Source organism: Arthrobacter sp. D1-17, assembly GCF_054130535.1.
Genome location: NZ_CP096382.1, coordinates 135,103 through 159,525 on the forward strand (window position 1 = coordinate 135,103; position 24,423 = coordinate 159,525).

The 24,423-nt window shown below is 65.6% G+C and carries 21 protein-coding genes; 11 read left to right on the forward strand and 10 right to left on the reverse strand.

Annotated elements, in window-relative coordinates; genetic code table 11:
* Positions 1-5: 5 nt before the first annotated feature.
* Positions 6-1,115: a Gfo/Idh/MocA family protein gene (locus tag M1E01_RS00650; protein ID WP_457973207.1), complete on the forward strand. Its 1,110-nt coding sequence runs from the start codon at positions 6-8 to the stop codon at positions 1,113-1,115.
* 89 nt (positions 1,116-1,204) lie between these two features.
* On the opposite strand, the gene ald is transcribed toward M1E01_RS00650, so the two are convergent.
* Entirely contained in the window at positions 1,205-2,323 is a 1,119-nt protein-coding gene (gene ald, locus M1E01_RS00655) for an alanine dehydrogenase (RefSeq protein WP_457973208.1), read from the reverse strand.
* Between the two features lie 235 nt (positions 2,324-2,558).
* Between ald and M1E01_RS00660 the strand changes: the two genes are divergently transcribed.
* Positions 2,559-3,776 carry a PucR family transcriptional regulator gene (locus M1E01_RS00660; protein ID WP_457973209.1) on the forward strand — a complete coding sequence of 406 codons (1,218 nt, stop codon included), beginning with the start codon at positions 2,559-2,561 and terminating at the stop codon, positions 3,774-3,776.
* A 20-nt stretch (positions 3,777-3,796) separates the two neighbouring features.
* Here M1E01_RS00660 and M1E01_RS00665 read toward each other — a convergent pair whose 3' ends face one another.
* On the reverse strand, positions 3,797-4,114 hold the full coding sequence (locus M1E01_RS00665; protein WP_457973210.1) for a hypothetical protein: 318 nt from the start codon (positions 4,112-4,114) through the stop codon (positions 3,797-3,799).
* Between the two features lie 95 nt (positions 4,115-4,209).
* Positions 4,210-4,686, reverse strand: coding sequence for a helix-turn-helix domain-containing protein (locus M1E01_RS00670; RefSeq protein ID WP_457973211.1), 477 nt, complete (start codon positions 4,684-4,686; stop codon positions 4,210-4,212).
* Positions 4,687-4,782: 96 nt separating this feature from the next.
* On the opposite strand from M1E01_RS00670, the gene M1E01_RS00675 reads away from it, so the two are divergent.
* Complete coding sequence (locus M1E01_RS00675) at positions 4,783-5,688, forward strand: alpha/beta fold hydrolase (RefSeq protein WP_457973212.1); 906 nt, start codon at positions 4,783-4,785, stop codon at positions 5,686-5,688.
* Positions 5,689-5,779: 91 nt separating this feature from the next.
* Here the strand turns inward: M1E01_RS00675 and ptsP are convergent, their stop codons facing one another.
* Complete coding sequence (ptsP, locus tag M1E01_RS00680; RefSeq protein ID WP_457973213.1) at positions 5,780-7,465, reverse strand: phosphoenolpyruvate--protein phosphotransferase; 1,686 nt, start codon at positions 7,463-7,465, stop codon at positions 5,780-5,782.
* A 148-nt stretch (positions 7,466-7,613) separates the two neighbouring features.
* Here ptsP and M1E01_RS00685 point away from each other — a divergent pair, with 148 nt between their 5' ends.
* From M1E01_RS00685 to M1E01_RS00695, 3 genes are read left to right on the forward strand one after another with little or no spacing between them, the layout of a single operon-like run.
* Positions 7,614-8,342: a TetR/AcrR family transcriptional regulator gene (locus tag M1E01_RS00685; RefSeq protein ID WP_457973214.1), complete on the forward strand. Its 729-nt coding sequence runs from the start codon at positions 7,614-7,616 to the stop codon at positions 8,340-8,342.
* Between the two features lie 57 nt (positions 8,343-8,399).
* Entirely contained in the window at positions 8,400-10,418 is a 2,019-nt protein-coding gene (locus M1E01_RS00690; RefSeq protein ID WP_457973215.1) for a PTS mannitol transporter subunit IICBA, read from the forward strand.
* The gene (locus M1E01_RS00695) at positions 10,418-11,581 is read left to right on the forward strand and encodes a mannitol-1-phosphate 5-dehydrogenase (protein ID WP_457973216.1); all 1,164 of its coding nucleotides are present in this window, start codon (positions 10,418-10,420) and stop codon (positions 11,579-11,581) included. Before M1E01_RS00690 ends, M1E01_RS00695 begins: the two co-directional genes overlap by 1 nt.
* Positions 11,582-11,858: 277 nt before the next feature.
* Here the strand turns inward: M1E01_RS00695 and M1E01_RS00700 are convergent, their stop codons facing one another.
* A complete protein-coding gene (locus M1E01_RS00700) occupies positions 11,859-12,731 on the reverse strand; it encodes an SDR family oxidoreductase (protein WP_457973217.1) in 873 nt (290 codons plus the stop codon).
* A 100-nt stretch (positions 12,732-12,831) separates the two neighbouring features.
* Here M1E01_RS00700 and M1E01_RS00705 point away from each other — a divergent pair, with 100 nt between their 5' ends.
* Positions 12,832-13,209 (forward strand): winged helix-turn-helix transcriptional regulator, encoded by a 378-nt coding sequence (locus M1E01_RS00705; protein ID WP_457975026.1) that lies wholly within the window; start codon positions 12,832-12,834, stop codon positions 13,207-13,209.
* Between the two features lie 47 nt (positions 13,210-13,256).
* On the opposite strand, the gene M1E01_RS00710 is transcribed toward M1E01_RS00705, so the two are convergent.
* From M1E01_RS00710 to rraA, 5 genes are all read right to left on the reverse strand, one after another.
* Complete coding sequence (locus M1E01_RS00710) at positions 13,257-14,258, reverse strand: pirin family protein (RefSeq protein ID WP_457973218.1); 1,002 nt, start codon at positions 14,256-14,258, stop codon at positions 13,257-13,259.
* Positions 14,259-14,484: 226 nt separating this feature from the next.
* The gene (locus M1E01_RS00715; RefSeq protein WP_457973219.1) at positions 14,485-15,924 is read right to left on the reverse strand and encodes a sugar porter family MFS transporter; all 1,440 of its coding nucleotides are present in this window, start codon (positions 15,922-15,924) and stop codon (positions 14,485-14,487) included.
* 296 nt (positions 15,925-16,220) lie between these two features.
* Positions 16,221-17,405: a fibronectin type III domain-containing protein gene (locus M1E01_RS00720; protein WP_457973220.1), complete on the reverse strand. Its 1,185-nt coding sequence runs from the start codon at positions 17,403-17,405 to the stop codon at positions 16,221-16,223.
* A 421-nt stretch (positions 17,406-17,826) separates the two neighbouring features.
* On the reverse strand, positions 17,827-19,515 hold the full coding sequence (locus M1E01_RS00725) for an MDR family MFS transporter (RefSeq protein WP_457973221.1): 1,689 nt from the start codon (positions 19,513-19,515) through the stop codon (positions 17,827-17,829).
* Between the two features lie 149 nt (positions 19,516-19,664).
* Entirely contained in the window at positions 19,665-20,159 is a 495-nt protein-coding gene (gene rraA, locus M1E01_RS00730) for a ribonuclease E activity regulator RraA (protein WP_457973222.1), read from the reverse strand.
* 82 nt (positions 20,160-20,241) lie between these two features.
* Between rraA and M1E01_RS00735 the strand changes: the two genes are divergently transcribed.
* The 4 genes from M1E01_RS00735 (at position 20,242) to M1E01_RS00750 (ending at position 24,405) form a co-directional block, all read left to right on the forward strand.
* A complete protein-coding gene (locus M1E01_RS00735; protein WP_457973223.1) occupies positions 20,242-21,543 on the forward strand; it encodes an MFS transporter in 1,302 nt (433 codons plus the stop codon).
* A gap of 127 nt (positions 21,544-21,670) precedes the next feature.
* Entirely contained in the window at positions 21,671-22,270 is a 600-nt protein-coding gene (locus M1E01_RS00740) for a TetR/AcrR family transcriptional regulator (protein ID WP_457975027.1), read from the forward strand.
* Between the two features lie 277 nt (positions 22,271-22,547).
* On the forward strand, positions 22,548-23,753 hold the full coding sequence (locus tag M1E01_RS00745) for an NAD(P)-dependent malic enzyme (protein WP_457973224.1): 1,206 nt from the start codon (positions 22,548-22,550) through the stop codon (positions 23,751-23,753).
* Between the two features lie 148 nt (positions 23,754-23,901).
* The gene (locus M1E01_RS00750; RefSeq protein ID WP_457973225.1) at positions 23,902-24,405 is read left to right on the forward strand and encodes a DUF456 domain-containing protein; all 504 of its coding nucleotides are present in this window, start codon (positions 23,902-23,904) and stop codon (positions 24,403-24,405) included.
* The last annotated feature ends 18 nt before the right edge of the window (positions 24,406-24,423 follow it).

Below are 24,423 nucleotides of genomic sequence, written 5' to 3' on the forward strand. Positions count from 1 at the left end.
GCTGCATGAGCACCGAATCCTCCTCGCCTATGTCCCGCCCGGAACAGCCGCCCGGTGAACGCGCGCCCATCCGGACCGCCGTCGTCGGTTTTGGCCTTGCCGGAAGCGTCTTTCACGCTCCGCTGATCGCTGCCGATGCCCGGTACTCGCTGGACGTCATCGCGACGTCGGACGCCGTCCGCCAGGCTGCCGCCGCCGAACGTTATCCCGGCGTAAAAACAGTGCCCGACGGCGATGGTGTCCTGGCGCTGGCGGCCGACCTTGACCTTGTGGTCCTTGGAACCCCTCCGGCGACGCACTATCCGCTGTCGAAGGCGGCGCTGGAAGCGGGGCTTGACGTCGTGGTGGACAAGCCGTTCGCCGTGACGAGCGTGGAAGGCGAGGAGCTGATTGGGCTGGCGCAGCGCCATCGCCGCGTTCTGACCGTGTTCCAGAACCGGCGCTGGGACGGCGACTTTCTGACCGTCCAAAAGCTGCTCGACGCCGGGGCGCTGGGCCAGGTGACGCGGTTCGAATCCCGGTTCGAGCGCTGGTCGCCGGACGTGTCCAAGGCATGGAAGGCGGAAGCGACCGCGGCGACCGGCGGCGGCGTCCTGTTCGATCTCGGCACCCATCTCATCGACCAGGCGCTGGAACTGTTCGGCCCCGGCCAGATTGTCCACGCGGAGCTGGAGGCCCGGCGGCCCGGTGAAAACACGGACGATGACTGCTTTCTGGTTTTGAGGCACGGGTCGGGCGTGCTGAGCCACCTCTGGATGAACATGCTCTGCGCGCAGCAGGGCCCCCGGTACCGGCTGCTTGGCACCGAGGGCGCCTTCACAAAGCATGGCGTGGATCCGCAGGAGCCGTACATCGTGGCCGGCGGCAGCCCCCTGGACGCCGACTACGGGGTGGAAGCCCGCGAATGGGCCGGGCAGCTGGGGCGCGACGGACACCTCGACCGGCTGTCCACCGAACGCGGCGCCTACCCGGAGTTCTACCGGATCCTCGCCGACAAGATTTCCGACGGCGGCAGCGCCTCCGCGCTGCCGCTCCCGGTGGACCCGGCCGGTCCGGTGGAAGTCCTCAAATTAATAGAAAAGGCGCGCCAGCTGGCATCGGCGCAGCTCGGGTAACGCCGGGACGGGGGCCATCCGGAAGCGCGCGTCTCAGTGACGAAGGAGCGAGCACCCGGGGATGGCTGCCGTCCCGGCGCCGACGTGACTTACGCGGTGACCAGCTTGTGCCAGTCCGCTACCAGGGGCAGGTTGTGGGCCTCGGAGACGGAGTGGTGTGCCACATGGCCTGCTGCGATGTTCAGGCCGGCCGCGAGGGCAGGGTCCTTCTCGAAGGCGGCTTTGACGCCGAGGTTGGCCAGTGCCACGCCGTAGCGGAGCGTGACGTTGGTCAGGGCGTAGGTGGAGGTGTTCGGGACGGCGCCGGGCATGTTGGCCACGCAGTAGAAGATCGTGTTGTGGACCTTGTAGGTGGGTTCCTGGTGCGTGGTGGGGCGGGTGTCTTCGAAGCAGCCGCCCTGGTCCACCGCGATGTCCACGAGCACGGAACCGGGCTTCATCCGGGCCACGAGTTCGTTGGTGACGAGTTTGGGCGCCTTGGCGCCCGGGATCAGGACGGAACCGATGACGAGGTCGGCGTCGACCACTGACTTTTCGATCTCGTACTTGTTGGAGGCCACGGTCTTTAGGCGGCCCTGGTACTGGGCGTCGAGTTCGCGCAGGCGGTGGATGTTGATGTCCAGGATGGTCACGTCGGCGCCGAGGCCCAGGGCCATCGCGGCGGCGTTGGTGCCGGCCACGCCGGCGCCCAGGACCACGACCTTGGCCGGGCGGACGCCGGGGACCCCGCCCAGGAGCACGCCCTTGCCGCCGGCGGGGGCCATGAGGGAGGTGGCTCCGACCTGCACCGAGAGCCGGCCGGCTACCTCGGACATCGGGGCGAGCAGCGGAAGGGTGCGGCCTTCCTGGACCGTTTCGTAGGCGATGGCGGTGACGCCGGAGTTGATGAGCTCCCGGGTCAGTTCCGGTTCGGCGGCGAGGTGGAGGTAGGTGAAGAGGATCAGGCCCTTGCGGAAGCGGTGGTATTCGGCCTTGATGGGTTCCTTGACCTTCATGACCATGTCGGCACGGCCCCAGACGTCGTCCGCGTCGGCGACGATCTCGGCGCCGGCGATGGCGTACTCCTCGTCGGTGATGCCCGAGCCCAGGCCGGCGCCACGCTCTACCAGGACCGTGTGGCCGTGCGTGCGGAACTCGTGGACGCCGGCGGCGGTGATGGCGACGCGGAATTCGTTGTTCTTGATTTCTTTGGGGACACCGATGATCATTTTTGGGCTCCAAGGTCGGTGGCTTTGTGGGCCGGAAAGTTACGGGCGAGTTGTGTTTCCAGAATAGATCCGGCTGTGAGGCAGATGACAGGATGGGTGTCCCGGGCACGAAGCGAGATCCGCGAATTCACGCGGTTTTTGCTCTTCCTGACTCGACGTTTGTCGATCCTGCAAGCGTCAAGTGTCGCCTGCTGTCCGTTCGCGGCGAGTGAGCGTCGGGACGTAGTCTTGCTGCATGCAGCAGGACGTGGAACAGCTCGTGGAACGGGTGGCGCAGAAGCTTGGCCGCGGACTGTCGCTCGAGGACCTGGACGGGCTCCTGCTCGCCTACAGCTCCAACCAGTCCCACGCCGACCGGGTCCGCGTGAACTTCCTCCTCAGCAAGCGGGTGCCGGTCGACGTCAAGGCGTGGCAGCTCTCGCACGGCATCGCCACCGCCGTGCGTCCCGTCGTCGTTCCCGCCAACGAGGAGCTGGGAATGCTCGGACGCGTGTGCGTCCCGCTGATGGTCCGCGGCTTCCGCGTCGGCTACCTCTGGGTGCAGCAGGACCTGGAGGAGGAAAGCGCGACGGCGATACTCAGCCAGCTGCCCGACGTCCGGGAGGAGCTTGAGCTGCTCTCCGGCCTGCTGCTGGATTCGAACACGGCCGAGTCCGAATTCCGGCGGAGCCGCGAACGCGAGTTCCTGGCGGCCTGCGCAGGGGAGGCCAACGCCGTGGCCGCCGTGGCGGGCTGGAAGGAAGTGCAGGACCGCGGTCCGTGGCAGCTGGTGACGGTCCTCGACGCCGACGGCTGGGCAGCCGGGCCGGACCCGATCGCGGCGACGCTGATCCACCGCTCCGCAGCCCTGCAGGCAACCATCGGAGTAGACGCGGCCCTGTTCAGCGCCGGAACCGAAACCCATTCCGTGGTGCTGTTCCGGGAATCGTCAGGCCGGGCCAGCCACGCGCAGGTGCTGGTGCACTACCAGCTGGAACTGGCCAAACGTGCGGGGCGCCCGGTGCAGCGCATCATCCTCGGCATCAGCGAGGGCTTTAGCCGACCGAAGGAGCTGTCCGAGGCGTACCGGCAGTCGAAGGTGGCCGCCCAGGCAGCGGCAGTCGATGCCCAGCTTGGCGAACTGGTGGAATGCCGGGCGACGGGCGTCTATCAGCTTTTGGCCTCGTCCGGCGCCGGTGCAGGCGTGTGGGGCGACGCCGGTTCCGTGAATTTCCGGGCACTGGAGGACCATGACCGCAACGGCGAGCTGCTGCCCGTCCTGGAGCTGTTCTACGACAACGACGGCTCCGTCCAGGAAGTCGCCGCGAAACTGCACCTGCACCGCAGCAGCATCTACAACCGGCTGGGCCGGATCCGGCAGCTGCTGGGCGTGGACCCTTTGCGGGGCATGGTCCGGCTGGAGCTGCATGCAGCGCTTAAGGCGCGGCGCTGGGCGGGCAGGCCCAGAATCTAGCAGCCCGCGACCTGGGGACGTCAGGCGGCGTTGCCGCCCCTGGTTTCCCGCCGGCGCTGCTGGCGGGACTCATGAGGATTCTGTTCCTGTGCGGACAGCTGTCTGGCGCCTGTTTCAGGAGTGGGATGCGGTACGGCGGATTCGGCCGGCGGAGGACCCTGAAGTTGGCTGCGGCGCCGGGCGATCCGGCTTTCCGTCCACATTGAGACCGCGACGTACACCACGCAGCTGGATGTGAAGATCGCCGTGTTGCTCAGTTCCATGAGCATTCCGAGTAGGGCAGCCACGCCCATGGCGCCAATGCCCGCCATGATGTGCAACCCCCGGAATCTCAACACGAATAAAGAGTAACCCCGGGTACCGTTTGGATTCCCTCGTTTCGGGGGATCGTTGCTTGATCCTTATCACCGTGTCATTGAGGCGCGGCGCTGCGTCATGTTCGCCCTGGCTTCCCGCCCGTTCCTGTTTTGCCTCCGCCACGGTGACCTCCACCTCCGGGAGAGGCGTCAGTAGCAGCGTCGGCGGCCAGCTCCGCGGCCGCCTCTCTCTTGCGCTGCCCCTCCAGCCACGCCATGATGGCCGCCAGCCGGATCCGCCGGTGCGTGCCGCGATACTCCACGGGGATCTCGCCGCGGTCTGTCATGTTCCGCAGATAGGTGTGGGAGATGCCCGCGAGCTCCGCCGCCTGCGACGTCGTCAGCATTTCCTCGACGCTGCTGACCGTCACCGCCTCACCGCGGCTGAACCTGGAGAGAAGGTCGACGACGGCGTCCCTCGCCTGGGGCGGCAGCCGGTGGACAGTGCCGTCCACGAAGACGGTGATGTCCGTGCCGCCGTCGAGCGCTTGCTGGAGTTTCCTCGCGTCCTCAGCAGGGAGTGCGCCCGCCACCCTGGGAGCTATCAGTGCCATGGCAGAAAGCCTAACTGCTGGCAGTGCAGAGCGCTGGCCGCAGTGGAGATCCCGGTGCTTCCCCAGGCAAGCACGCGGGTCAGGTATGCTCGGCGGATGCAGCTGCAAGGCGGACGGGACATTACGGTGAACGGCCTGACAGGCCGCCTTTACTCATCAGTAGTGGACCCCGGGCCGGGTACCGGCGCGGCCAGCGCGGCCGGAAATGCCGCCGCCACAATGCCGGCCGGACCCGCAGCCCGGCCCGCGGCCCGATGCGCGGCCGGCAGAGCGGAGACCGGGCGCCAGGCCTACGTGCTGCTCCACGGCATCGGGGTCTCGCACCGCTATCTGTCAAAGCTGCACCAGGAACTGGCCCGGAGCATTGCCGCCGGTACTCTGGCGCGTGACGCCGTCGTCCATACGTTCGATCTGCCGGGCTACGGCGCCACGCCGCGCCCCGGACACCAGGTGTCCGTCGCTGAATATGCCGCTTTCGTTGCAGCCGTCCTCGCCGATGAGGGCGTCCAGTCCTGCGTGGTGGTGGGCCACTCCATGGGCGTGCAGTTCGCCGTCGAGCTCGCACTGCTGCAGCCGGACCTCGTGAGCCGTGTTGTACTCATGGGCCCGGTGGTGGATCCTGCCAGGAAAAGTACAGCCTGGCATGCCCTCGCGCTCACCCGCGACGCGCTGTTCAGTGAAAAGCCGTCCACCAACATCGTGGTGTTCGGCGACTATTTCAGGACCGGACTGCGCTGGTACCTAACACAGTTGCCGGTGATGCTCGGTTATCCGATGGAGCAGCGGACGCGTGAAGTGACCCAGCCCGTGCTTGTGCTGCGAGGCGCGAGGGACCCCATTGCCCGCCGGCCGTGGTGTGAAAAACTCGCGAACCAGCCGCGCCTTGGGTCATTGGTGGAAGTGCCGGGCTGCGGCCACGTGGCGCAGGACAGTGCACCTGAGGCTGTTGCCCGGGCTATCCTCACCTGGGCGAGCACCGCGGACGACGGCGTCACCGCTTAGGCCAGAAGGCCCGGGTTCCAAAAGGCAGAGGCAGGCACCCCGATTCTTTGGGTGCCTGCCTCTTGTCACTTGCCTGTTGTCGTCGGCGCGGTTACAGGCCGAGCTCCTCCAGCACGGGCAGCTTTTCGCGGACCCAGGCGCGCGCCTCGGTGGCACTGGGTGCGGAGAGGGCCAGCTTGGCCAGCTCCTGCGCCTCGGCCAGCGTTACCGTCTTGAGGACGGCGGCCACGGCCGCCAGGGACCGGGCGGTCATGGACAGCGTGGTCACGCCGAGTCCGGTCAGGACGACGGCCAGGGCCGGGTCCGCCGCGGCCTCGCCGCACACGCCCACCGGTTTGTTGTGGCCTTCAGCCCTGGAACCTTCCACGGTCAGTCCCACGAGGCGCAGGACGGCAGGCTGCCACGGTGTGTTCAGTCCCGCGAGAGGTCCGAGCTGGCGGTCCGCTGCCATGGCGTATTGCGTGAGGTCGTTGGTGCCCAAGCTGGCGAAGGCAACTTCGCGCAGGATGGCGTCGGCGGTGAGGGCGGCAGACGGGACCTCTACCATGACACCCGGAGTCTTGATGCCGGCTTCCGCGCACATGGTGGCAAACCGGGCGGCTTCTTCTGCTGTGGAGATCATCGGGGCCATGACCCAGACGTCAGCTCCGGACTGCTTTTCGGCCAGGGCGATCGCCTCGAGCTGCCGCTCCAGGACGCCCGGAGTGGTGAAGTCGGTGCGGTAGCCGCGGACGCCCAGGGCCGGGTTGGGCTCCGTGGAGTCGGTAAGGAAGGGGAGCGGCTTGTCCGCTCCGGCATCCAGCGTGCGGAGAACCACCTTCTTGCCGGGGAAGGCATCAAAGACGCCCTTGTACGCGGCGGCCTGCTCCTCGACGCTCGGTTCGGTATCACGCTCCAGGAAGCAGAACTCGGTGCGGAACAGGCCTACGCCCTGGGCCCCGAGCTTCGCGGCAGCCTCCGCATCCTTGGCACCGCCCACATTGGCGAGCAGCGGGACCTCGTGGCCGTCCGCCGTCGTGCCCGTACCGCTGAAGTCCGCAAGGAGGGACGCCGTCGTGGCCCAGGCCTCGGCTGCAGCACGCAGCGACTCGTCCGGGTGAGCGGTGATCGAACCTGCGGCGCCGTCGACGTAGACCTCGGTGCCCTCGGGCAGTTCATCCACGCCCACCGCTGCCACCACTGCCGGGAGTCCGAGTGAGCGGGCGATGATTGCAGTGTGCGACTGGGGACCCCCGCCGGCGGTCACCAGCGCGAGGACCTTGTTCGGGTCCAGGGTGGCGGTGTCGGCGGGCGCGAGGTCCTCGGCCACGAGGATGAACGGCGTTTCCGACGACGGGATGCCCGGGGCAGGCACGCCCCTCAATTCGGCGACGATGCGCGCGCGTACGTCCAGCACGTCGGTGGCACGCTCTGCCATGTAGCCGCCAAGGTTATGCAGCATCTCGGAAACCGAGGACCCGGATTCCCAGATGGCCCGCTGGGCGGATACCCCGCGGGCGACGAGCTTCGCGGCGCCCTTAATCAGCATGGTGTCCTTCGCCATCAGGGCGGTGGCTTCCAGGACGGCCTTGCCGTCACCGCTTGCGTGATCGGCGCGGGCCCGCAGCTCATCATGGACGGCGTTGGCGGCCGCCTTCAATGCGGCTGTGGCCTCTTCCGGCGTGGTGCCGGCAGGCAGCTGTTCGCCGGCCGGAGGTTCGCTGATGGGCTTGGGCATCTGGCGGATGGTGCCGATGACGCGGCCGGGGCTGACGCCAACTCCTGGGAAGTTCTGCACTGAAGGTCCTCATTCTCTGCCGGTAGCCAGGCCCGCGGTCTCTTCCCGGACGGTCCGGGCTGTTCGATACAGCTGCTTGTACGGTGCCTGAAAAAATTGTATGTGATGCAGTTCATATAGCGTTGCTATAGGTGCTAGGGTAGCGGTTATGAGTTTCGATGGCCAGTTGCCGCCCAAAATGAGGCTGCTGCGCGCAGCGGCCGAATTGCTGGCCAAGTCCGGGGGCGCGCCGGTTTCCACCCGGCAGATCACGCAGCTGGCCGGTGTGTCAGCACCTACCCTTTACCACCACTTTGGTGACAAGGAAGGCCTGTTTGACGCGGTCGTCTCCGCGGGTTTTGAAGAATATGTCGCCGGTGAGAGGGACTTCGCCCCGTCAGGGCATCCGCTGGAAGACATCCGTCGGATGTGGGACAACCACGTGCAGTTCGGCCTCAATCAGCCGGAACTGTATCTGGTCATGTTCGGTAATATCCGCCCAGAAAGCCGCCCGGCCATTGTGGCCGATGCCGAAGCCCTGATGGAGGAGATGCTGAACAAGGCCGCCGCGGCCGGACAGCTGAACGTCCAGCCGCGGGAAGCCGCCAGGAGCATCCTGGCAGCGAACGTCGGCGTCACGCTCATGCTGATTTCGGAAGCCGCGGCCGACCGGAATCTTGAACTTTCCACCATGACCCGGGACGCCATGATCTTTGCCGTGTCCACGGACCAGGCAAGGACAACCGGCCAGGACGAATCAGGGAAGTCCTCAGTGGTGGTGGCCGCCATCGCCCTGAACGCGGCACTGCAGGCATCCCACTCGGACCAGCTCTCCAGCTCGGAACTCAAGCTCTTTCTCGAATGGCTCCACCGGATCTCCACCAGTTCCACCAGCTAGTCGTCGAAAATAACGCACCATCCTGCGGAGCAGCAGGAATCACGGTTAGGAAATCACATGGCAACAGAGACAGTTGCAAAACCCAAGACCAGCGCACGGGTGCACGTCCAGAAGTTCGGGACGTTCCTCTCCGGCATGATCATGCCCAACATCGGCGCGTTCATCGCCTGGGGCATCATTACTGCGCTCTTCATAGAAAAGGGCTGGGTCCCCGTCCCGCAGCTTGGCGGCTTCGGCACGAATGCCGAGGGTGTGCCGAACACCGGGCTCGTGGGTCCCATGATCACTTACCTGCTGCCTCTCCTGATTGCGTACACGGGCGGCCGGATGGTGTACGACGTCCGCGGCGGTGTCGTGGGGGCCATCGGCACCATGGGCGTAATCGTCGGCGCCGGCATCCCGATGTTTATCGGGGCAATGATCATGGGGCCGCTGGGCGGCTGGACCATGAAGAAGATCGACTCCATCTGGGAGGGCAAGATCCGGCCGGGCTTCGAGATGCTGGTGAATAACTTCTCGGCCGGCATTTGGGGCGCCCTGCTGGCCATGCTCGGCTTCTATGGCATCTCCCCGCTGGTCACCGCCTTCAGCACCGGGGCCGGCAACGTGGTCCAGTTCCTGGTCAACAACGGCCTGCTGCCGCTGACCAGCATCTTCATCGAACCGGCCAAGGTGCTCTTCCTCAATAACGCCATCAACCACGGCGTGCTGACCCCGCTGGGCGTCCAGCAGTCCCTGGAGCAGGGCAAGTCGATCCTGTTCCTGCTTGAAGCCAACCCCGGCCCGGGCCTGGGCATCCTCCTCGCCTACATGTTCTTCGGCAAGGGCCTGGCCAAAGCATCGGCTCCCGGCGCGGCCATCATCCACTTCTTCGGCGGCATCCACGAGATCTACTTCCCCTATGTGCTGATGAAGCCGATCCTCATCCTCGCCGCAATCGCCGGTGGCATGACCGGCATCGCGACCCTGGCTGTCACCAATTCCGGGCTCGTGGCGCCGGCGGCTCCAGGGTCCATCATCGCCGTGGTCGCCCAGACTTCCCGCGACAGCTACGTCGGAGTGATCCTCTCGGTCCTGCTCGCTGCCACCGTCTCCTTCCTGATCGCCGCGGTACTCCTGAAGGCCAGCAAGACTCCGGTGGGTGAAACCGAGGAAGATGCCCTCAGCACTGCCACCTCCAAGATGGAAGCCATGAAAGGCAAGAAGAGCTCCGTCTCCTCCGCCCTGACAGGCGCGGGTGCAGGTGCAGGCGGCGTTGCAGTCATGGCGGGCCCCATCAAGAACATCGTCTTTGCCTGCGACGCCGGCATGGGTTCGAGCGCGATGGGCGCCTCTGTGCTGCGAAACAAGATCAAGGATGCCGGGTTCCCGGACGTCAAGGTCACTAATGCCTCCATCGCCAACCTCAGCGACACCTACGACGTGGTGGTCACCCACCAGGACCTCACCGAACGCGCCAAGCCTGCCACGTCCGGTGCCCTCCATGTCTCCGTGGACAACTTTATGAACAGCCCGCGGTATGACGAGATCGTGGAACTGGTCCAGCGCAGCAACGCCGCCGGAACGTCTGCTTCCGCCGCGGACGCGGCCGCCCCGGCTCCCGCAGCGGAAGCCGGGGCCGCCCCCGAAACCGGCACCGCGCCGTCGGACATTCTGGTAGCGGAGAGCGTGGTCCTCAGCGGTTCCGCCACCACGCGGGACGCGGCCATCGACGAAGCGGGGCAGCTCCTGCTGGCACGCGGCGCGGTGGACACTGACTACATCCGCGCCATGCACGAGCGTGAGGAATCCGTGTCCACATACATGGGCAGCTTCCTTGCTATCCCGCACGGAACCAACGCGGCCAAGGACCACATCAGGAAGTCTGCCGTCTCGGTAATCCGGTACCCGGAGGGCATCGACTGGAACGGCAAGCAGGTGAAGTTCGTGGTGGGCGTCGCCGGCGTCAACAATGAGCACCTGCATATCCTGTCCTCGATTGCCAAGGTCTTCACGAACAAGGCGCAGGTGGCGCAGCTTGAGGCGGCGACCTCCGTGGACGAAGTCCTGGAGCTCTTCGGAAAGGTCAACGCATAGTGAAGGCTGTACATTTCGGAGCCGGCAACATCGGCCGCGGCTTCGTGGGACTGCTCCTGCACGATGCCGGGTACGAGGTGGTCTTCGCCGATGTTGCGGAGGCTCTCATCGCCCAGCTTTCCGATGCGGAGAGCTACCAGGTGCACGAGGTGGGGGAGAACCCCGCGGTGCGCACGGTGGACAACTTCCGGGCGGTGAACTCCGGCATCCAGGAGGCGCAGCTGATCGAGGAAATTGCAACGGCGGATATCGTCACCACCGCTGTGGGGCCGCACATCCTGAAGTTCGTGGCTCCGGCGATCACCAAGGGCATCGCCGCACGGGCCCCGGGTTCGGCACCGCTTCAGGTGATGGCCTGCGAGAACGCCATCAACGCCACGGACATCCTGCGCGAGGCCATCGTCTCGTCCTGGGATGACGCCGCGGGCTCTCTGTCAGAGGCCGCAGTGTTCGCCAACACCGCGGTGGACCGGATCGTGCCCAACCAGGAACCCGGGCAGGGCCTCGATGTCACGGTGGAAACGTTCTACGAGTGGGTCATCGACCGGACTCCGTTCGGCGGGGCGGCGCCGGTGATTCCCGGTGCCACTTTCGTGGACGAGCTGGGGCCCTACATTGAGCGCAAGCTGTTCACGGTCAATACCGGCCACGCCTCCGCTGCCTACTTTGGTTTCGAAGCCGGTTTCGAGAAGATTTCCGATGCCATGGCGGACCAGGATGTGGCCGCTGACGTGCGGGCGGTGCTTGATGAGACCAAGCAGCTGCTCGTGACCAAGCACGGGTTCACCCATGACGAGCAGGAAGCCTACGTGCAAAAAATCCTGGGCCGCTTCACAAACCCGTACCTGCCTGACACGGTGCACCGCGTGGGCCGGGCACCGCTGCGCAAGCTCAGCCGGCACGAACGCTTTATCGGCCCGGCCGCCGAGTTGGCCGAGCGCGGCATCGTGCCCGAGGCCCTGCTGGGGGCGATCGCTTCTGCCCTCCGCTTCAACGACCCTGCCGATACCGAGGCAGTTGAACTTGGGCAGATCCTCACCTCCACCGAACCTGCTGAGGCGACCGAGCGGATCACCGGGCTCACCCCCGACCACCCGCTCTTCGCGCCGGTCTGCGGCCTCGTTGAGGAGCGCAAGGCGGAGGGCGTGACAGCCGCGCTCTAGGAACCAACACGGCGACCAGGCCAGGCAGACGACCCAGGAACAAGACGACGCCGGAACTCACTCGGGTTCCGGCGTCGTCTTCTACCCCAACCGACGCTCTCTCACATCCTGTCGGCTTTTCCCGGACGCTCTCTCACATCCTGTCCTTTTCACCGGGACGCTCTCTCACCTGTCGCCAGGGGTCGGCACTTGATTGCAAGATCTGCAGGAGCGTCCGTGGATGGGCTGCGAAAAGTGCAGGAGCGCCGGTGGATTGCCGGCAGGATGTGCGAGAGGGTTACCGGCCGGAGAGGCCGTTGGCCGCTGCCTGCACTGCTTCCCGCAACGGCGTGGTGGGCCGGCCGATGAGGGAGCTGAGGTCGCGGCCGGTGACGAGCAGGTCGCCGCGGGCTATGCCGAGGTCGCTGTCCGCCAGAATGGCGGCATAGGCCTCCGGCAGTCCGGCGTCCTGAAGCACCTTCGCATACTGCTCGGCCGGCAGGTTCTGGTACTTGACCGGCTGTCCCGTGACGGCGGTGATCGCCTCGGCGAGGTCGTCGAGGGTGAAGGCTTGGTCGCCGCCGAGCTCGTAGACCTTCCCGGCGTGTCCATCCTTGAGTAGTACCGCTGCCGCTGCCTGGGCGTAGTCGGCCCGGGTGGCAGCGCTGACCTGTCCCACGCCGGCGCTGCCCAGAACGGCTCCGTGCTGGAGGTGCACGGCCAGCTGCTCAGTATAGTTTTCCAGGTACCAGCTGTTGCGAAGCAGGGTAAACGGGACGCCGGAAGCACGCAGGAGCTCTTCCGTTGCCTGGTGTTCTGCTGCCAGCTGCATCCCGGTGCTGTCCGCCTTGGCCACACTGGTATAGGCGACGAACGCAACGCCGGCCTCTTTCGCGGCATTGATGGCGTTGCGGTGCTGCTCAATCCGCTGGCCTACTTCACTGCCTGAGATCAGGAGCAGCTTCTCGGCACCCTGGAACGCTTTCCGGAGAGAACTGGGGTCGTTGTAGTCGATCGGGCGCACCTGAACGCCCCGATCGGCCAGATCCGCAATCTTGGCGACGTCCCGCCCGGTGGCCACAATCCGGCCAGCAGGAACTTCCTGGTCGAGGAGTGCCTCGACGACGAGGCGGCCGAGGCTGCCAGTGACACCGGTGATAACAAAAGTCATGATGGTCCTTTCACACGTGGATGACTGTCAATGTCTGCAACCCGCTGCGGTGGAGGATACTTCCCAAAAGAGAGTACGCACTTTAAGGTAAGTTCCTATGATGAAAGTAAGCACTTCCGCCGTTATGCCTGTCTTCCCTTCCGTGGGCGGCATTTTTCCGGCAGGTTGTCCGAGCCGGACGGTCCTGGACCACGTCACCAGCAAATGGGGCGTCTTGATTCTGGTCGCTCTGTCCGAGCGGCCCCACCGCTGGAGTGAGTTGCGCCGGCGGGCTGAGGGCATCAGCGAGAAGATGCTTGCGCAGACGCTGAAGACGCTCGAAGGCGACGGCTTTGTGCAGCGTGATGCCCAGGCGACGATTCCTCCCAGGGTTGATTACAGCCTTACCGGGCGCGGCCGGGAGCTTGCCGCCCTGATGTTGCCCTTGGTGGCCTGGATAGCCGAGCACGCCGGCGACATCGTTCGGGAGCCCGCGTAAGACCAAGCCTGCTTAAGAGACTAAGCCAGCTTAAGGAGCAAGCCCGCTTACCCCCGGGGCCGCAGGCGGGTGGTCGGCAGTGCCGGAGCAGGAAGCGGTGCGGGCTGGCCGGGAGGGAACCTGCCGAAGCGCAGCGTGCCCGGGAGCTCCTCTGCTGGATTCCCGGGCGCGGGCTCCGCCCCAATCTCGGCCTGCCACTGCTCCCGGTAGCTGACGATCTCCTCATGGCTGCGGCCGACGAAGTTCCACCACATGAGGATCTGTTCGCCCAGTGGTTCCCCTCCGATGAGGAGCATCCGCACCGGCTCCCCGCTGGCGGTGAGAGTCAAGGCGGTGCGTCCCACCGGCAGGAATGCCAAGTGGTCTTTCTCCAGCAGATTTCCGTCCAGCTGCAGGATTCCTGCATCCAGCAGAACGCCGTGCTCAAAGGCGGAGTCAAGTGCCAGTTCGAGGCTCGCCCCGGGTTCGAGCAGGATTTCGGCGCCAAGCAACGGGCTGTGGGTGGTGACGGGGGACGTGCTGCCGGCGAGCGTGCCCAGGAAGACCCGCAGCGCCCATCCTTCTCCCGCAACGGGTTCAGGCCGGTAGCTTTCGAAGGTTGGCTCCATGTGCCGGGCGGTGTCAGGCAGGGCCACCCAGAGCTGGGCGCCGTGCAGGATCTCTGTGTTGGGCGTGGAAAACTCCGAGTGGCTGATGCCCCTGCCGGCCGTCATGAGGTTGATCTCCCCGGGCCGGACCATGGCGTGGTATCCCGCGGAGTCGCGGTGCTCAACCTCGCCGGTGAACAGCCAGCTGACGGTCTGAAGGCCGGTGTGCGGGTGGCGGGGAACCTGCATGCCTCCGGTAGCACCCACCCGGTCCGGGCCGTAGTGGTCAAGGAAGCACCAGGCACCGATGAGGCTGCGCTGGCGCTGGGGCAGGGTGCGGCGGACGTCCATGGCGCGCGGGCCGCCCAGCGGCACAGCCCGGGGAACGAGGATTTCGATGTCGCTCGCTGCCTCTGCTGCTTCGCACAGCATTTCCCGAGGGACGGCTTCGGTGTTGCTCATGACAACAGGGTAGTCCTGCTGCGGCCGAACCCACCCGTACTGCAGGATGCTGCCGTCCCGCCCGGCGGGATATTCACAGGGAGCCAACGCCCCAGGAAAACCGCAAAAGACCCCGCAAGCGAAGAGCCTCCCGGGAAGAACCGCAGGACAGGGCGGCACAAGCAAAGAGGCGCCAACATCCCAGCGGAACGTTGGCGCCTCGACATGTCCGGGTGCTAAGGGCCGGTCAGACCTTAACGGACCCCTTCGGAACAAACAGGGTTTCAGCCTGTTCCAGCGACATGCCGTTTGTCTCCGGCACCTTGTACATGACGAAGAAGAATGACGCTGCGGCGAACAGCGCGTACATCGCGTACGTCAGCGGCAGGGAAGCTGCTGCCATCACGGGAAAACTCAGGGTGATGGCGAAGTTGGCGATCCATTGGGCGGCTGCCGCCAGGCCCAGGGCGCGGGCGCGGATGCGGGACGGGAAGATTTCACCGAGCAGGACCCACACCAGCGGGCCCCAGGACGCGCCGAAGCTGATAACGAAGACGTTGGCGGCAACGAGGGCGACGGGGCCCCATGCACCGGGCAGCGAGATCTCTGATCCTGTGCCCCGTGCCGAGGCGAAGGCGACGGCCATGGCGGCCAGCGAGACGGCCATGCCGATGGAGCCGGCCAGCAGGATGGGGCGGCGGCCGATGCGGTCGACGAGGGCGATCGCTACGAGGGTCACCAGGATGTTGGTGATGGAGGTGGCTACCGAGATGGTGAGCGAGTCCTTCTCCTCGAAGCCCACGGCCTTCCACAGGGTGGTGGAGTAGTAGAAAATCACGTTGATGCCCACGAACTGCTGCAGGACGGACAGCGTGATGCCGATCCAGACGACCGCCTGCAGGCCGAAGGTCTTGCCGCGCAGCGATCCCTTCAGCCCGGCCAGTTCGTCTTCCTCGATGGCCTCGCGGATCTCGCGGAGATGGCGGTCGGTGTCCTCGTCAGGGGCGATGGAATCAAAGACCTTCCGTGCTTCGGCTTCATTGCCCTGGATCACGAGGAAGCGCGGTGATTCGGGCAGGGTGTAGGAGATCCAGCCGTAGACGACGGCGGGCAGCACGGCGCCCAGGAACATCCAGCGCCAGGCCTCGATGCCGAGCCAGAACGGCTGGTCGGCACCGCCGGCGGAGGTTGCGAAAAGTGCATCAGACAGCAGGGCGGCGAAGATACCGGTGGTGATGGCCAGCTGCTGCAGGGAAGCGAGGCGGCCGCGGACGTGGCGCGGGGAGATCTCGGAGATGTAGGCCGGGGCAATCACCGAGGCGAGGCCGATGCCCAGGCCGCCGACGAGACGCCAGAAGATGAGGTCCCAGACACTGAAGGCGAAACCGGTGCCGAGTGCGCTGACCAGGAACAGCAGGGCACCCAGCTTCATGGCGGGAATGCGGCCGTAGCGGTCCGCGACCTTTCCGGCCATGTACGCGCCGGCCGCGCATCCCAGCAGGGCAACGGCCACGGCAAAGCCGGTCACCGCTTCGCTCAGTGCGAATTCGTCCTTCATGGCGTCGACGGCACCGTTCACCACCGAGGAGTCAAAGCCGAAGAGGAAGCCCCCCACGGCGCCGGCAAGCGCCAGCCAAATGACCCTTTTCGGGATCTTGGCGGTGATGTGCTCATGGGCGGTGGACATGGATCTCCCTTGGCTTGGGGGGTGGTTTTTCTGCGGTGCGGACGTCGTCGGCTGCGGTACCGGCCAGATAGCCGGCGCACACGCGCCTAACAGTGTGCCACGTCACCGCCTGCTGTTCCACTTCGGGACACAGAACGACGACGGCAGGATGTCCCGCCGTCGTCGTTCCTTCCGTTGTGCTTACCGGGAATAAGGGGCGCCGCCGACCGGCCGCAGGAGAACTATGGTGGTGCTAGGCCGAGAACCTTCGGTGGGACTCCGGCCTGCGAACTGGGCCGTTCACCAGCGCGTCGAAGCTATGCGGGCAGGACCCTGATCGTAAAGGTCCTGCGCGCCGTCGCGCCGGTGTTGTCCTTGACCTCCACGGTAAAGGTGAACGTACCGGTCCTCGTCGGTGTGCCGGTGACCCTGGCCTCAGGCCTGTTCTCGAGAGTGTTTCCGACGAAGCGCGTTCCGTCGGGAACACTGCCGGAGGTTAGTTTGAACTTGAACGTCGAGGGTCCGGGCGGATCACTGCATACGATATAGCCCAAGTAGGCCTGTCCCACCGTGGCATCTGGCATTTGTGCCGGAGTCAGGAAAGTCAGTTGCTCGGATGCTGCTACCGTCGCCGAAGCGCTACTGGAAGCGGCGGAGGTATTCCCGGCGGCGTCGAAAGCGGCGACGGTGTACGTATAGGTGCCAGCGGCGAGGCCGGAGTCGGTGAAGCTTGCCGAATCCGTCGTAGCCAGGAGGGCGCCGTTTCGGTTGACCCGGTAACCGGCCACCCGTGTGTCATCCGTACTGTCTGCCCAGCTGAGGCTGACGGTGGAGCCGACAATAGTGGTGTTCAGGTTTGTCGGTACCGAGGGGGCGGTGGTGTCCGTGGCCGGAGGTTCCGGCACCGTCACCGATGCGCTGTTGCTGGCCGCAGAAACATTGCCCGCACCGTCTACCGCGGCCACGGTGTAGGTGTACGTTCCTGCAGCAAGACCGGAGTTGGAGAAGGACGTGCCAGTGACGGTGCCAGCTAGCACGGTTCCGTTACGGGTCACGCGATACCCGGTGACGCCCACGTTATCGCTGCTGGCAGTCCACGTGAGGTTCGCGGTGGTGCCCGAAAGTGCTGCGGTGAGATTAGTAGGTGTGCTGGGAGGAGTGCTGTCCGACGTCGGCGGTTGGGTCACGGTGCACCCGGCCAAGGTCCTGGTGGTCACAGTCGTTGAGCCGTCCCGCAGATCCACAGTGCAATCTCCGGGCGCTGTGTACGGGTCACGCTCGATGCGGAACTTACCCGAGCTGTCGCTGCGGCCCATCACCACGTTATCGACGCTGATGTCGCGGGAGGCAATAGCGGTTCCCTCGATACGCAGCGCTGAACCGCTGACCTCCGCCTTGGAAACTGAAACGGCAGCTACTGCCGGCGTTGCGATGATCATGCCGGGCAGCAGTGAACCCAGCAAAATGGCCGCAACAGGCGAACATTTTTTATTGTTGAGCATGTCAATGTCCTCACTCCGGGGTCCTGATGACCCGATGAAGGAAGCCGTCCCCTGTGCCGTCTTCCCAGTAAAGGCATTCCCTGATACGCGAGACCGTCCATACTGCAACCGGTGTCGAACGTCTGACGGGTTCCCGGTCTAGGCAACGGGGCTCAAGACAAGTAACAAAAACCGAAGCCGTACCGGGAAATGTACTCCGTTCATACCGGGTTGCACAGGGGCTGGCCATTGCGGATGGCGGACTGTTCGCCGCTCTACCGAATCACGCCATGGGGGAACTGGCGGTGCGGAACGTCGCCGCCGTGCTGTCCAAAAAGTCCGGCCTCACACCGGTTGATACCGCCGGGCAGCGCGAGGACACGGTGCTGCGCGAGGACACGGTGCTGCGCGAGGACACGGTGCTGTCGGTCCAGGAGCCTGCTTACTGCGGGCGTACGGCCTCGGCCTTGGCGGCAGAAGCGCCCTTCCCAGCCTCAGCGGCCCTGGCAGCTTTCGGGTCTGTCAGCTTCTTGTTCGGCAGGGCGAAGCTGATCAGGAAGGCGATGCCGGTCAGGGCGGCGGCGGTGAGCATCACGGCGTCGATAGATTGCGCAAAGCCCTCGGTGATCGGCCGGGTGAGTACCGGGTCCGCCGCGTGCAGCCAGCTGGTGTCGTTGAGCGAGTCGTTGCTGGCGCCGTTCTTGAAGAACTCGTAGAGCTTGGCGTTGGCGGGGTCCGCCGCCACCGCAGGATCATTAAGCACCTTCAGGTAGTCGGCGTTCCGGGTCGCGTCCTTCATGGCGGCGGCGATTTTGTCGGCGGCCAGGCTGAAGAGCATGGAGATGAACACTGCCGTGCCTACCGCGCCGCCCATGGATCGAAAGAACGCGGCGGAGGAGGTGCCCACGCCCATGTCCTTTGGCGGCACGGAGACCTGCATGGCCAGGGTGAGCGGCTGCATGCAGAAGCCCAGGCCCAGGCCGAAGAAAACGGCGATCAGTCCCGGCACCCAGAGCTCCGTGTCGGCCCCGAGGGACAGGCCCATGACGGCGGCGGCGGTGGTCAGGATCGCGGTTCCGAGGATCGGGAAGATGCGGTAGGTTCCCGATGCCGAAATGGTGCGGCCTGCGGTGATGGAGCCGGAGAGAATGCCGATGGTGAAGGTGATCATCATCAGGCCGGCCTCGGTGGGAGTGAGGCCCTTGACCAGCTGCAGGTACATCGGGAGCATGGCGATCGCGCCGAACATGCCGATGCCGATGATGAAGTTCAGCACCGAAGACAGGCCGAACGTCATGTTGCGGAAGAGGCGCAGCGGGATCAGTGCGTAGTCCCCGGCCCGCTTCTCGGCCAGCAGGAACGCGATGATGCCGATGATGCCGAGGCCGTAGCAAAGGATGGATGCGGCCGAAGACCAGCCCCAGCTGCGGCCCTGCTCGGCCACGAGGAGCAGCGGGACGATGGCCAGGGTGATGGCCGCCGCGCCCCAGTAGTCGATCTTCTGCTTGACGTGCTTGGCGGGCAGGTGGAGGTAGAGGTACACCACCACCAGGGCGGCCAGGCCGATGGGCAGGTTGATGAAGAACACCCAGCGCCAGCCGTCGAAGCCGAGGATGTTGGCGGAACCCGCAAACGCGCCGCCCACCACGGGGCCGAGTACCGAGGAGATGCCGAAAACGGACATGAAGTAGCCCTGGAACTTGGCCCGGTCCTTCAGCGAGACGATGTCGCCGATGATGGTCAGCGCAAGGGCCAGCAGGCCGCCGGCGCCCATGCCTTGGAGGCCGCGGGCGATGGCGAGTTCCGTCATCGAGTGCACGGACCCTGCGTACAGCGAGCCGGCCAGGAAGATCACGATGGCTGCAAGGTAGAGCGGGCGGCGGCCGAAGATGTCGCTGAGCTTGCCGTACAGCGGCGTGGTCACCGTGGACGTGATCAGGTACGCCGTGGTGGCCCAGGCCTGCAGGGAGAGCCCGTCGAGGTCATTGGCGATGGTGTAGATGGAGGTCGACACGATGGTCTGGTCCAGCGAGGACAGGAACATGCCAAGCATCAGGCCCACCATGACGGTGATGGTCTGGCGTTTGGTCAGCGTATCTCCGGGCGCTCGTCCGGCAGTGGTTGTGGACATGGGTGCTCCAGGGAAAGAAGGCGGATTCGCAAAGGATAGTTGCTTTCAGTAACTATGTTACCGCCCGCTTTGTTCCCCAAGGCAACGAAAATCCTCTGCAGGCCCTTCGCCTCACCCCCTGCAGAACCCCGGAAGGCGAGCACAGGAGCTCAGCGCTCTATGAGGATGCCGTCCGGGTCGCACCAGATCATGACGCCCGTACGGATGGTCACGCCGTCGATCAGCACGTCAACGTCGGTCTCCCCGGCACCCGCCTTTGAACTTTTGCGTGGGTTGCTGCCCAGGGCCTTGACGCCGAGGGGCATGTCTGCGACCGCCGCCCGGTCGCGGATGGCGCCATTGATCACGACGCCGGCCCAGCCGTTCGCCACGGCGCTCGCCGCGATCATGTCCCCCATCAGGGCGGTGCGCAGGGAGCCGGAACCGTCCACTACCAGAACAGCACCGTTGCCGGGCGTGGCCAGGGTGGACTTGACCAGCCCGTTGTCCTCGAAGCAGCGGATGGTCCTGACCGGTCCGCTGAAATGTGAGTGGCCGCCCAAAGACTGAAACTGCAGGGACAGGGAGTTCAGTTCCTCACCGCGTTCGTCGTAAAGGTCGGCCGTGTTGACGGCGGCGGAAGGGCTGGCAGGCGAAGCGGTCATTGGTTCTCCCTTGCTCGTGAGTCACGTCGGGTCCCACGATAGTCTGATTTCACAAGACCAATACCGTTCCAGGGGGCCTGCCATGAGTCTGTCCGACATTCCGGGTGCAGTTCCCGAGCCCGGCCTGATAGCTGCGCGGCAGGCCGGTGCGCTCGCCGAGCCGACAACCCGCGTCAGGCCCTTGTGGATCAGCGGAGTGGTGCTGGTCAACCTGGGAATCAATGCGGCCTTCTTCGGGCCCATCCAGGTCTTGCTTGGGCAGCAGGCCGAGCATTTCGATCCCGGCCAGAAGGAAGCAATCCTCGCCCTGGTGACTGGAGCCGGAGCCGCGGTGTCGCTCGTAGTGAACCCCCTGTTTGGCGCCTTTAGTGACCGGACTACGTCCCGCTACGGCCGCCGCGTGCCTTGGGTGCTGGCCGGCGCCGTGCTGGGTGCGGTTGCGCTGGTGGGTTTGGCCGGAGCCCCGAACGTGGCGGCCATGACCCTGCTGTGGTGCCTCGTGCAGGCAGGCTGCAACGGCGCCTACGCAGCCATTACCGCTGCCGTTCCTGACCGTGTTCCTGTTCCGCAGCGTGCCACGGTCGGCGGGCTGGCGGCGATGGGCCAGACGGTGGGCATCCTGCTCGGCGCGGTGATTGCCGCCGTCGTCAGCGGAAACTTCGCGCTGGGTTACGTAGTGTGTGCGGCAGCGCTGGTGGCCGGCGTCGTTATGTACCTCTTCAAGAGCGACGACGCGCCGCTACCGGCCGCCGCCCGCCCCGGGCTGAACTGGGCCGAGTTCCTGATCGGCTTTGTCCGGCCGCTGCGCCACCCCGACTTTGCCTGGGCGTGGATCACCCGGCTGCTGGTCAACATCGGCAACCACATGGTCACCCTGTATCTGCTGTTCTTCCTCGCGGATGCTGTGCGCCTGAAGGAAACTGCAGGCCTCGAGCCGGCAGTTGGAGTGCTGGTGCTGACCGGTCTCTACGCCGTCTTCGTCATCATCACCAGCGTGCTGGGAGGCCGGCTTAGTGACCGGATGGGCAAGCGCAAGCCGCTGGTCATCGCATCCTCCGGAATCATCGCGCTGGCATCCCTGATCCTGGCCTTCGCTCCCACCTGGGTCGGAGGCATTGTGGGCGCCAGCGTGCTGGGCATCGGCTTCGGCGCGTACCTTGCCGTGGACTTCGCCCTCATCACCCAGGTGCTGCCCAGCGCGGGTGACCGGGGCAAGGACCTCGGCGTCATCAATATTGCAAATTCCCTGCCCCAGGTCATTGCCCCGGTGCTGGCCTGGCCCTTCGTCACGCTGTGGGGCGGCTACGTCTCTCTCTACGTCGCCGCCGCGGTTATCGGGCTGCTGGGCGCCGTGTTCGTAGTCAAGATCAAGGGCGTCGACTGAGGGGCGCTCGGCCTCAGGTAAATCGGGCCCAGGTAAACACCGTGCCGTATAGTTGACTCCGAATTGCGGGCAGGATCGGGATGGGGGCTCTCCTGGCTCCCGCGGAATCACAACCCTCGGACTGATGATGCTTGAATTTAATCCAGATCTTCCGCCCATGGCCGCTCCGCCCTCCCTTCCCCGGCAGCAGGCCCGCTATGCCCGCATCCTCGACGTAGCGGCCGGCTTCGCCCGCAAGGGACTCAAAGCGGTGACCCTTTCCGAGGTCGCTGCCCAGGCCAACGTCCCCCTCAGCACGCTGTACCGTTACTTTCCCTCGCCCGCCCATCTGATGCTTGCTCTCTACCGGCACCAGCTGAGCGAACTGAAGGTGAACACCTGGCCGGGCGGCGGCACCGTGCGCGTCCATGCCCTGTCCGGGGTGGTGATGGAAATATTCCACATGCGCGTCATGCAGCCCGCCGTCGAGCAGTGCCTCAGCAAGGGCGTCTACGTCGGGAACCGGGACACCACTGCCTTGTTGCGGGAGATAGACGCCCTGTCTGAGCGGGCCGTGACGGCCGCCAGCGGCGATGAAGCCATCTCCAAGGTGCTGCTCCTGGCGGTCACTGGTCTAGTCCAGTCGGTGCGGTGCCGGCGGCTCTCGCTGCTCGAAGCGGAGGAAGACCTCAAGAAAGCATGCTCGGTGCTGGTCCCTAAGCCCCGTGCCCTGCGCCATACAGCGTAACCGGTCTAGACCTGTGAGCGCTTTTTCACCTGAAAACCTGTGACTTAGGCCACAATCACGTCCGCATGCCGGACATCAGGCCCGTTCCGGTGAAGTCTTCTCTCTTCCCCCGCTTACGATTGCAGGACCGGAGTGGCTAGCACCCCCGTAGCCGCGGGCTTCCCGGCGGACCCCCACCCTCGGGCCGTCGGAGAAGCGCGCACCTGACCAATCTTGAGCCCTTTGATGCTTGAGCCATCCCGTGCCGTGCTCCCACGGCTAGCCCCAGGAGACAACGATGTCAACCGAAACGATCGCCTCTATCGACAACACTGCGGCCGAAGCCCTGACTGAGCAGGAAATCTTCACAGCCCACGAGGGCGGCAAGCTCTCCATCGCAAGTAGCGTCCCGCTGGCGAACAAGCGTGACCTGTCCATTGCCTACACCCCCGGCGTTGCCGAGGTCAGCCGGGCCATCCACGCTGACCCGGAACTCGCCAAGACCCACACTTGGGCCCAGCGCCTCGTGGCCGTGGTCAGCGACGGCACCGCCGTACTCGGCCTTGGTAACATCGGTGCCAGCGCTTCCCTCCCGGTGATGGAGGGCAAGTCCGCCCTGTTCAAGGCCTTCGGCGAGCTGGACTCGATTCCGTTGGTCCTGAACACCACTGACGTAGACGAGATCGTGGAAACGCTGGTCCGGTTGCGCCCCAGTTTCGGTGCCGTCAACCTCGAGGACGTATCAGCCCCCCGCTGCTTCGAGCTGGAAGAAAAGCTCATCGAGGCGCTCGACTGCCCCGTCATGCATGACGACCAGCACGGCACCGCCGTCGTCGTCCTGGCCGCGCTGACCGGAGCCGCCAAGGTCACCGGGCGCGACATTGAAGGCCTGCGTGTTGTGGTTTCCGGTGCCGGCGCCGCCGGTATCGCCGTCGCGGAAATCCTGCTCACCGCCGGCATCACGGACGTGGTCCTGCTCGACTCCCGCGGTGTCATCAACAGCGAGCGTGCCGACATCGCCGCCGACCCAGCCAGCAAGAAGGCGCAGATGGCGCAGCGGAGCAACCCGCGCGGCATCACAGGCGGCCCGGGCGAAGCCCTGCTGAACGCTGACGTTTTCGTGGGCGTCTCCTCCTCGAAGCTGGACGAGGAACACCTGAAGCTGATGAACCACAGCTCCATCGTGTTCGCACTCTCCAACCCGGACCCCGAAGTGCTGCCCGAGGTCGCCGCAAAGTATGCGGCCGTCGTCGCCACCGGCCGCAGCGACTTCCCCAACCAGATCAATAACGTCCTGGCCTTCCCCGGAATCTTCCGCGGCGCCCTGGACGCCGGGGCGCGCCGCATCACCCCGGCCATGAAGCTGGCCGCCGCCCGCGCCATCGCAGAACTGGCCGCTGAGGATCTGTCCGCGGACTACATTGTGCCGAGCCCGCTTGACCCGCGCGTGGCGCCGGCCGTCACGGCCGCTGTCGCGGCAGTGGCAGCGGCAGAAGCGCTCTGAGTCTCTCCGGCTGACCCGGCAGTACGACGGCGGTGCCTCCTCTCGCAGGGAGGCGCCGCCGTCGTCGTTCTAGAGGAAGCGGCCACACGGCAGCCCCCGAAGGTATGGGAGCAAAATCAGCGCTGCTGCCTGACCCTAGACTGGGGGAATGAACCCCGAGACCGTAGTGACTGTCCTGTGCGGCGCGGCCATCCTCGTGGGTGTGGCCGGCACCGTCATCCCTGTCCTGCCGGGCAGCTTCCTGATCGGCCTCAGTCTGCTGGCCTGGGCCATCTGGGGAGGTGAAGGCACCACCGGGTGGGTGGTTTTCGGCATCGGCATGGTGTTCGTGCTTGCAGGCATGGCTGCCAGTGCCGTGTTGGCTGGACGAAAGCTCAAGCAGCACCGGATTCCCAACCGAAGCGTTGCGCTGGGCATCGTCCTGGGCATCGCGGGCATGTTCGTCATCCCCGTGGTGGGCCTTTTCGTTGGGTTCGCCGCCGGACTGCTGCTGAGCGAGGTCCAGCGTACACGGAACGCCCGTACCGCTATGATCACCAGCTGGGCTGCCCTCAAGGCCACCGGCCTGGGCATCCTGGTGGAATTCGGACTGGCTTGCCTTGCCGCAAGTACCTGGTTGGTCGGCGTGTGGGTGGGCGCGGCTTCGGGCTAGATTTCTCTGGCTATTAGC

Excerpts from the sequence above, each read along its gene's own strand:
- M1E01_RS00650 (WP_457973207.1), top strand. The coding sequence starts at position 6 with ATGAGCACCGAATCCTCCTCGCCTATGTCCCGCCCGGAACAGCCGCCC.
- ald (WP_457973208.1), bottom strand. The coding sequence starts at position 2,323 with ATGATCATCGGTGTCCCCAAAGAAATCAAGAACAACGAATTCCGCGTC.
- M1E01_RS00660 (WP_457973209.1), top strand. The coding sequence starts at position 2,559 with ATGCAGCAGGACGTGGAACAGCTCGTGGAACGGGTGGCGCAGAAGCTT.
- M1E01_RS00670 (WP_457973211.1), bottom strand. The coding sequence starts at position 4,686 with ATGGCACTGATAGCTCCCAGGGTGGCGGGCGCACTCCCTGCTGAGGAC.
- M1E01_RS00675 (WP_457973212.1), top strand. The coding sequence starts at position 4,783 with ATGCAGCTGCAAGGCGGACGGGACATTACGGTGAACGGCCTGACAGGC.
- M1E01_RS00685 (WP_457973214.1), top strand. The coding sequence starts at position 7,614 with ATGAGTTTCGATGGCCAGTTGCCGCCCAAAATGAGGCTGCTGCGCGCA.
- M1E01_RS00690 (WP_457973215.1), top strand. The coding sequence starts at position 8,400 with ATGGCAACAGAGACAGTTGCAAAACCCAAGACCAGCGCACGGGTGCAC.
- M1E01_RS00700 (WP_457973217.1), bottom strand. The coding sequence starts at position 12,731 with ATGACTTTTGTTATCACCGGTGTCACTGGCAGCCTCGGCCGCCTCGTC.
- M1E01_RS00705 (WP_457975026.1), top strand. The coding sequence starts at position 12,832 with ATGAAAGTAAGCACTTCCGCCGTTATGCCTGTCTTCCCTTCCGTGGGC.
- M1E01_RS00710 (WP_457973218.1), bottom strand. The coding sequence starts at position 14,258 with ATGAGCAACACCGAAGCCGTCCCTCGGGAAATGCTGTGCGAAGCAGCA.
- M1E01_RS00715 (WP_457973219.1), bottom strand. The coding sequence starts at position 15,924 with ATGTCCACCGCCCATGAGCACATCACCGCCAAGATCCCGAAAAGGGTC.
- M1E01_RS00720 (WP_457973220.1), bottom strand. The coding sequence starts at position 17,405 with ATGCTCAACAATAAAAAATGTTCGCCTGTTGCGGCCATTTTGCTGGGT.
- M1E01_RS00725 (WP_457973221.1), bottom strand. The coding sequence starts at position 19,515 with ATGTCCACAACCACTGCCGGACGAGCGCCCGGAGATACGCTGACCAAA.
- rraA (WP_457973222.1), bottom strand. The coding sequence starts at position 20,159 with ATGACCGCTTCGCCTGCCAGCCCTTCCGCCGCCGTCAACACGGCCGAC.
- M1E01_RS00735 (WP_457973223.1), top strand. The coding sequence starts at position 20,242 with ATGAGTCTGTCCGACATTCCGGGTGCAGTTCCCGAGCCCGGCCTGATA.
- M1E01_RS00740 (WP_457975027.1), top strand. The coding sequence starts at position 21,671 with ATGCTTGAATTTAATCCAGATCTTCCGCCCATGGCCGCTCCGCCCTCC.
- M1E01_RS00745 (WP_457973224.1), top strand. The coding sequence starts at position 22,548 with ATGTCAACCGAAACGATCGCCTCTATCGACAACACTGCGGCCGAAGCC.
- M1E01_RS00750 (WP_457973225.1), top strand. The coding sequence starts at position 23,902 with ATGAACCCCGAGACCGTAGTGACTGTCCTGTGCGGCGCGGCCATCCTC.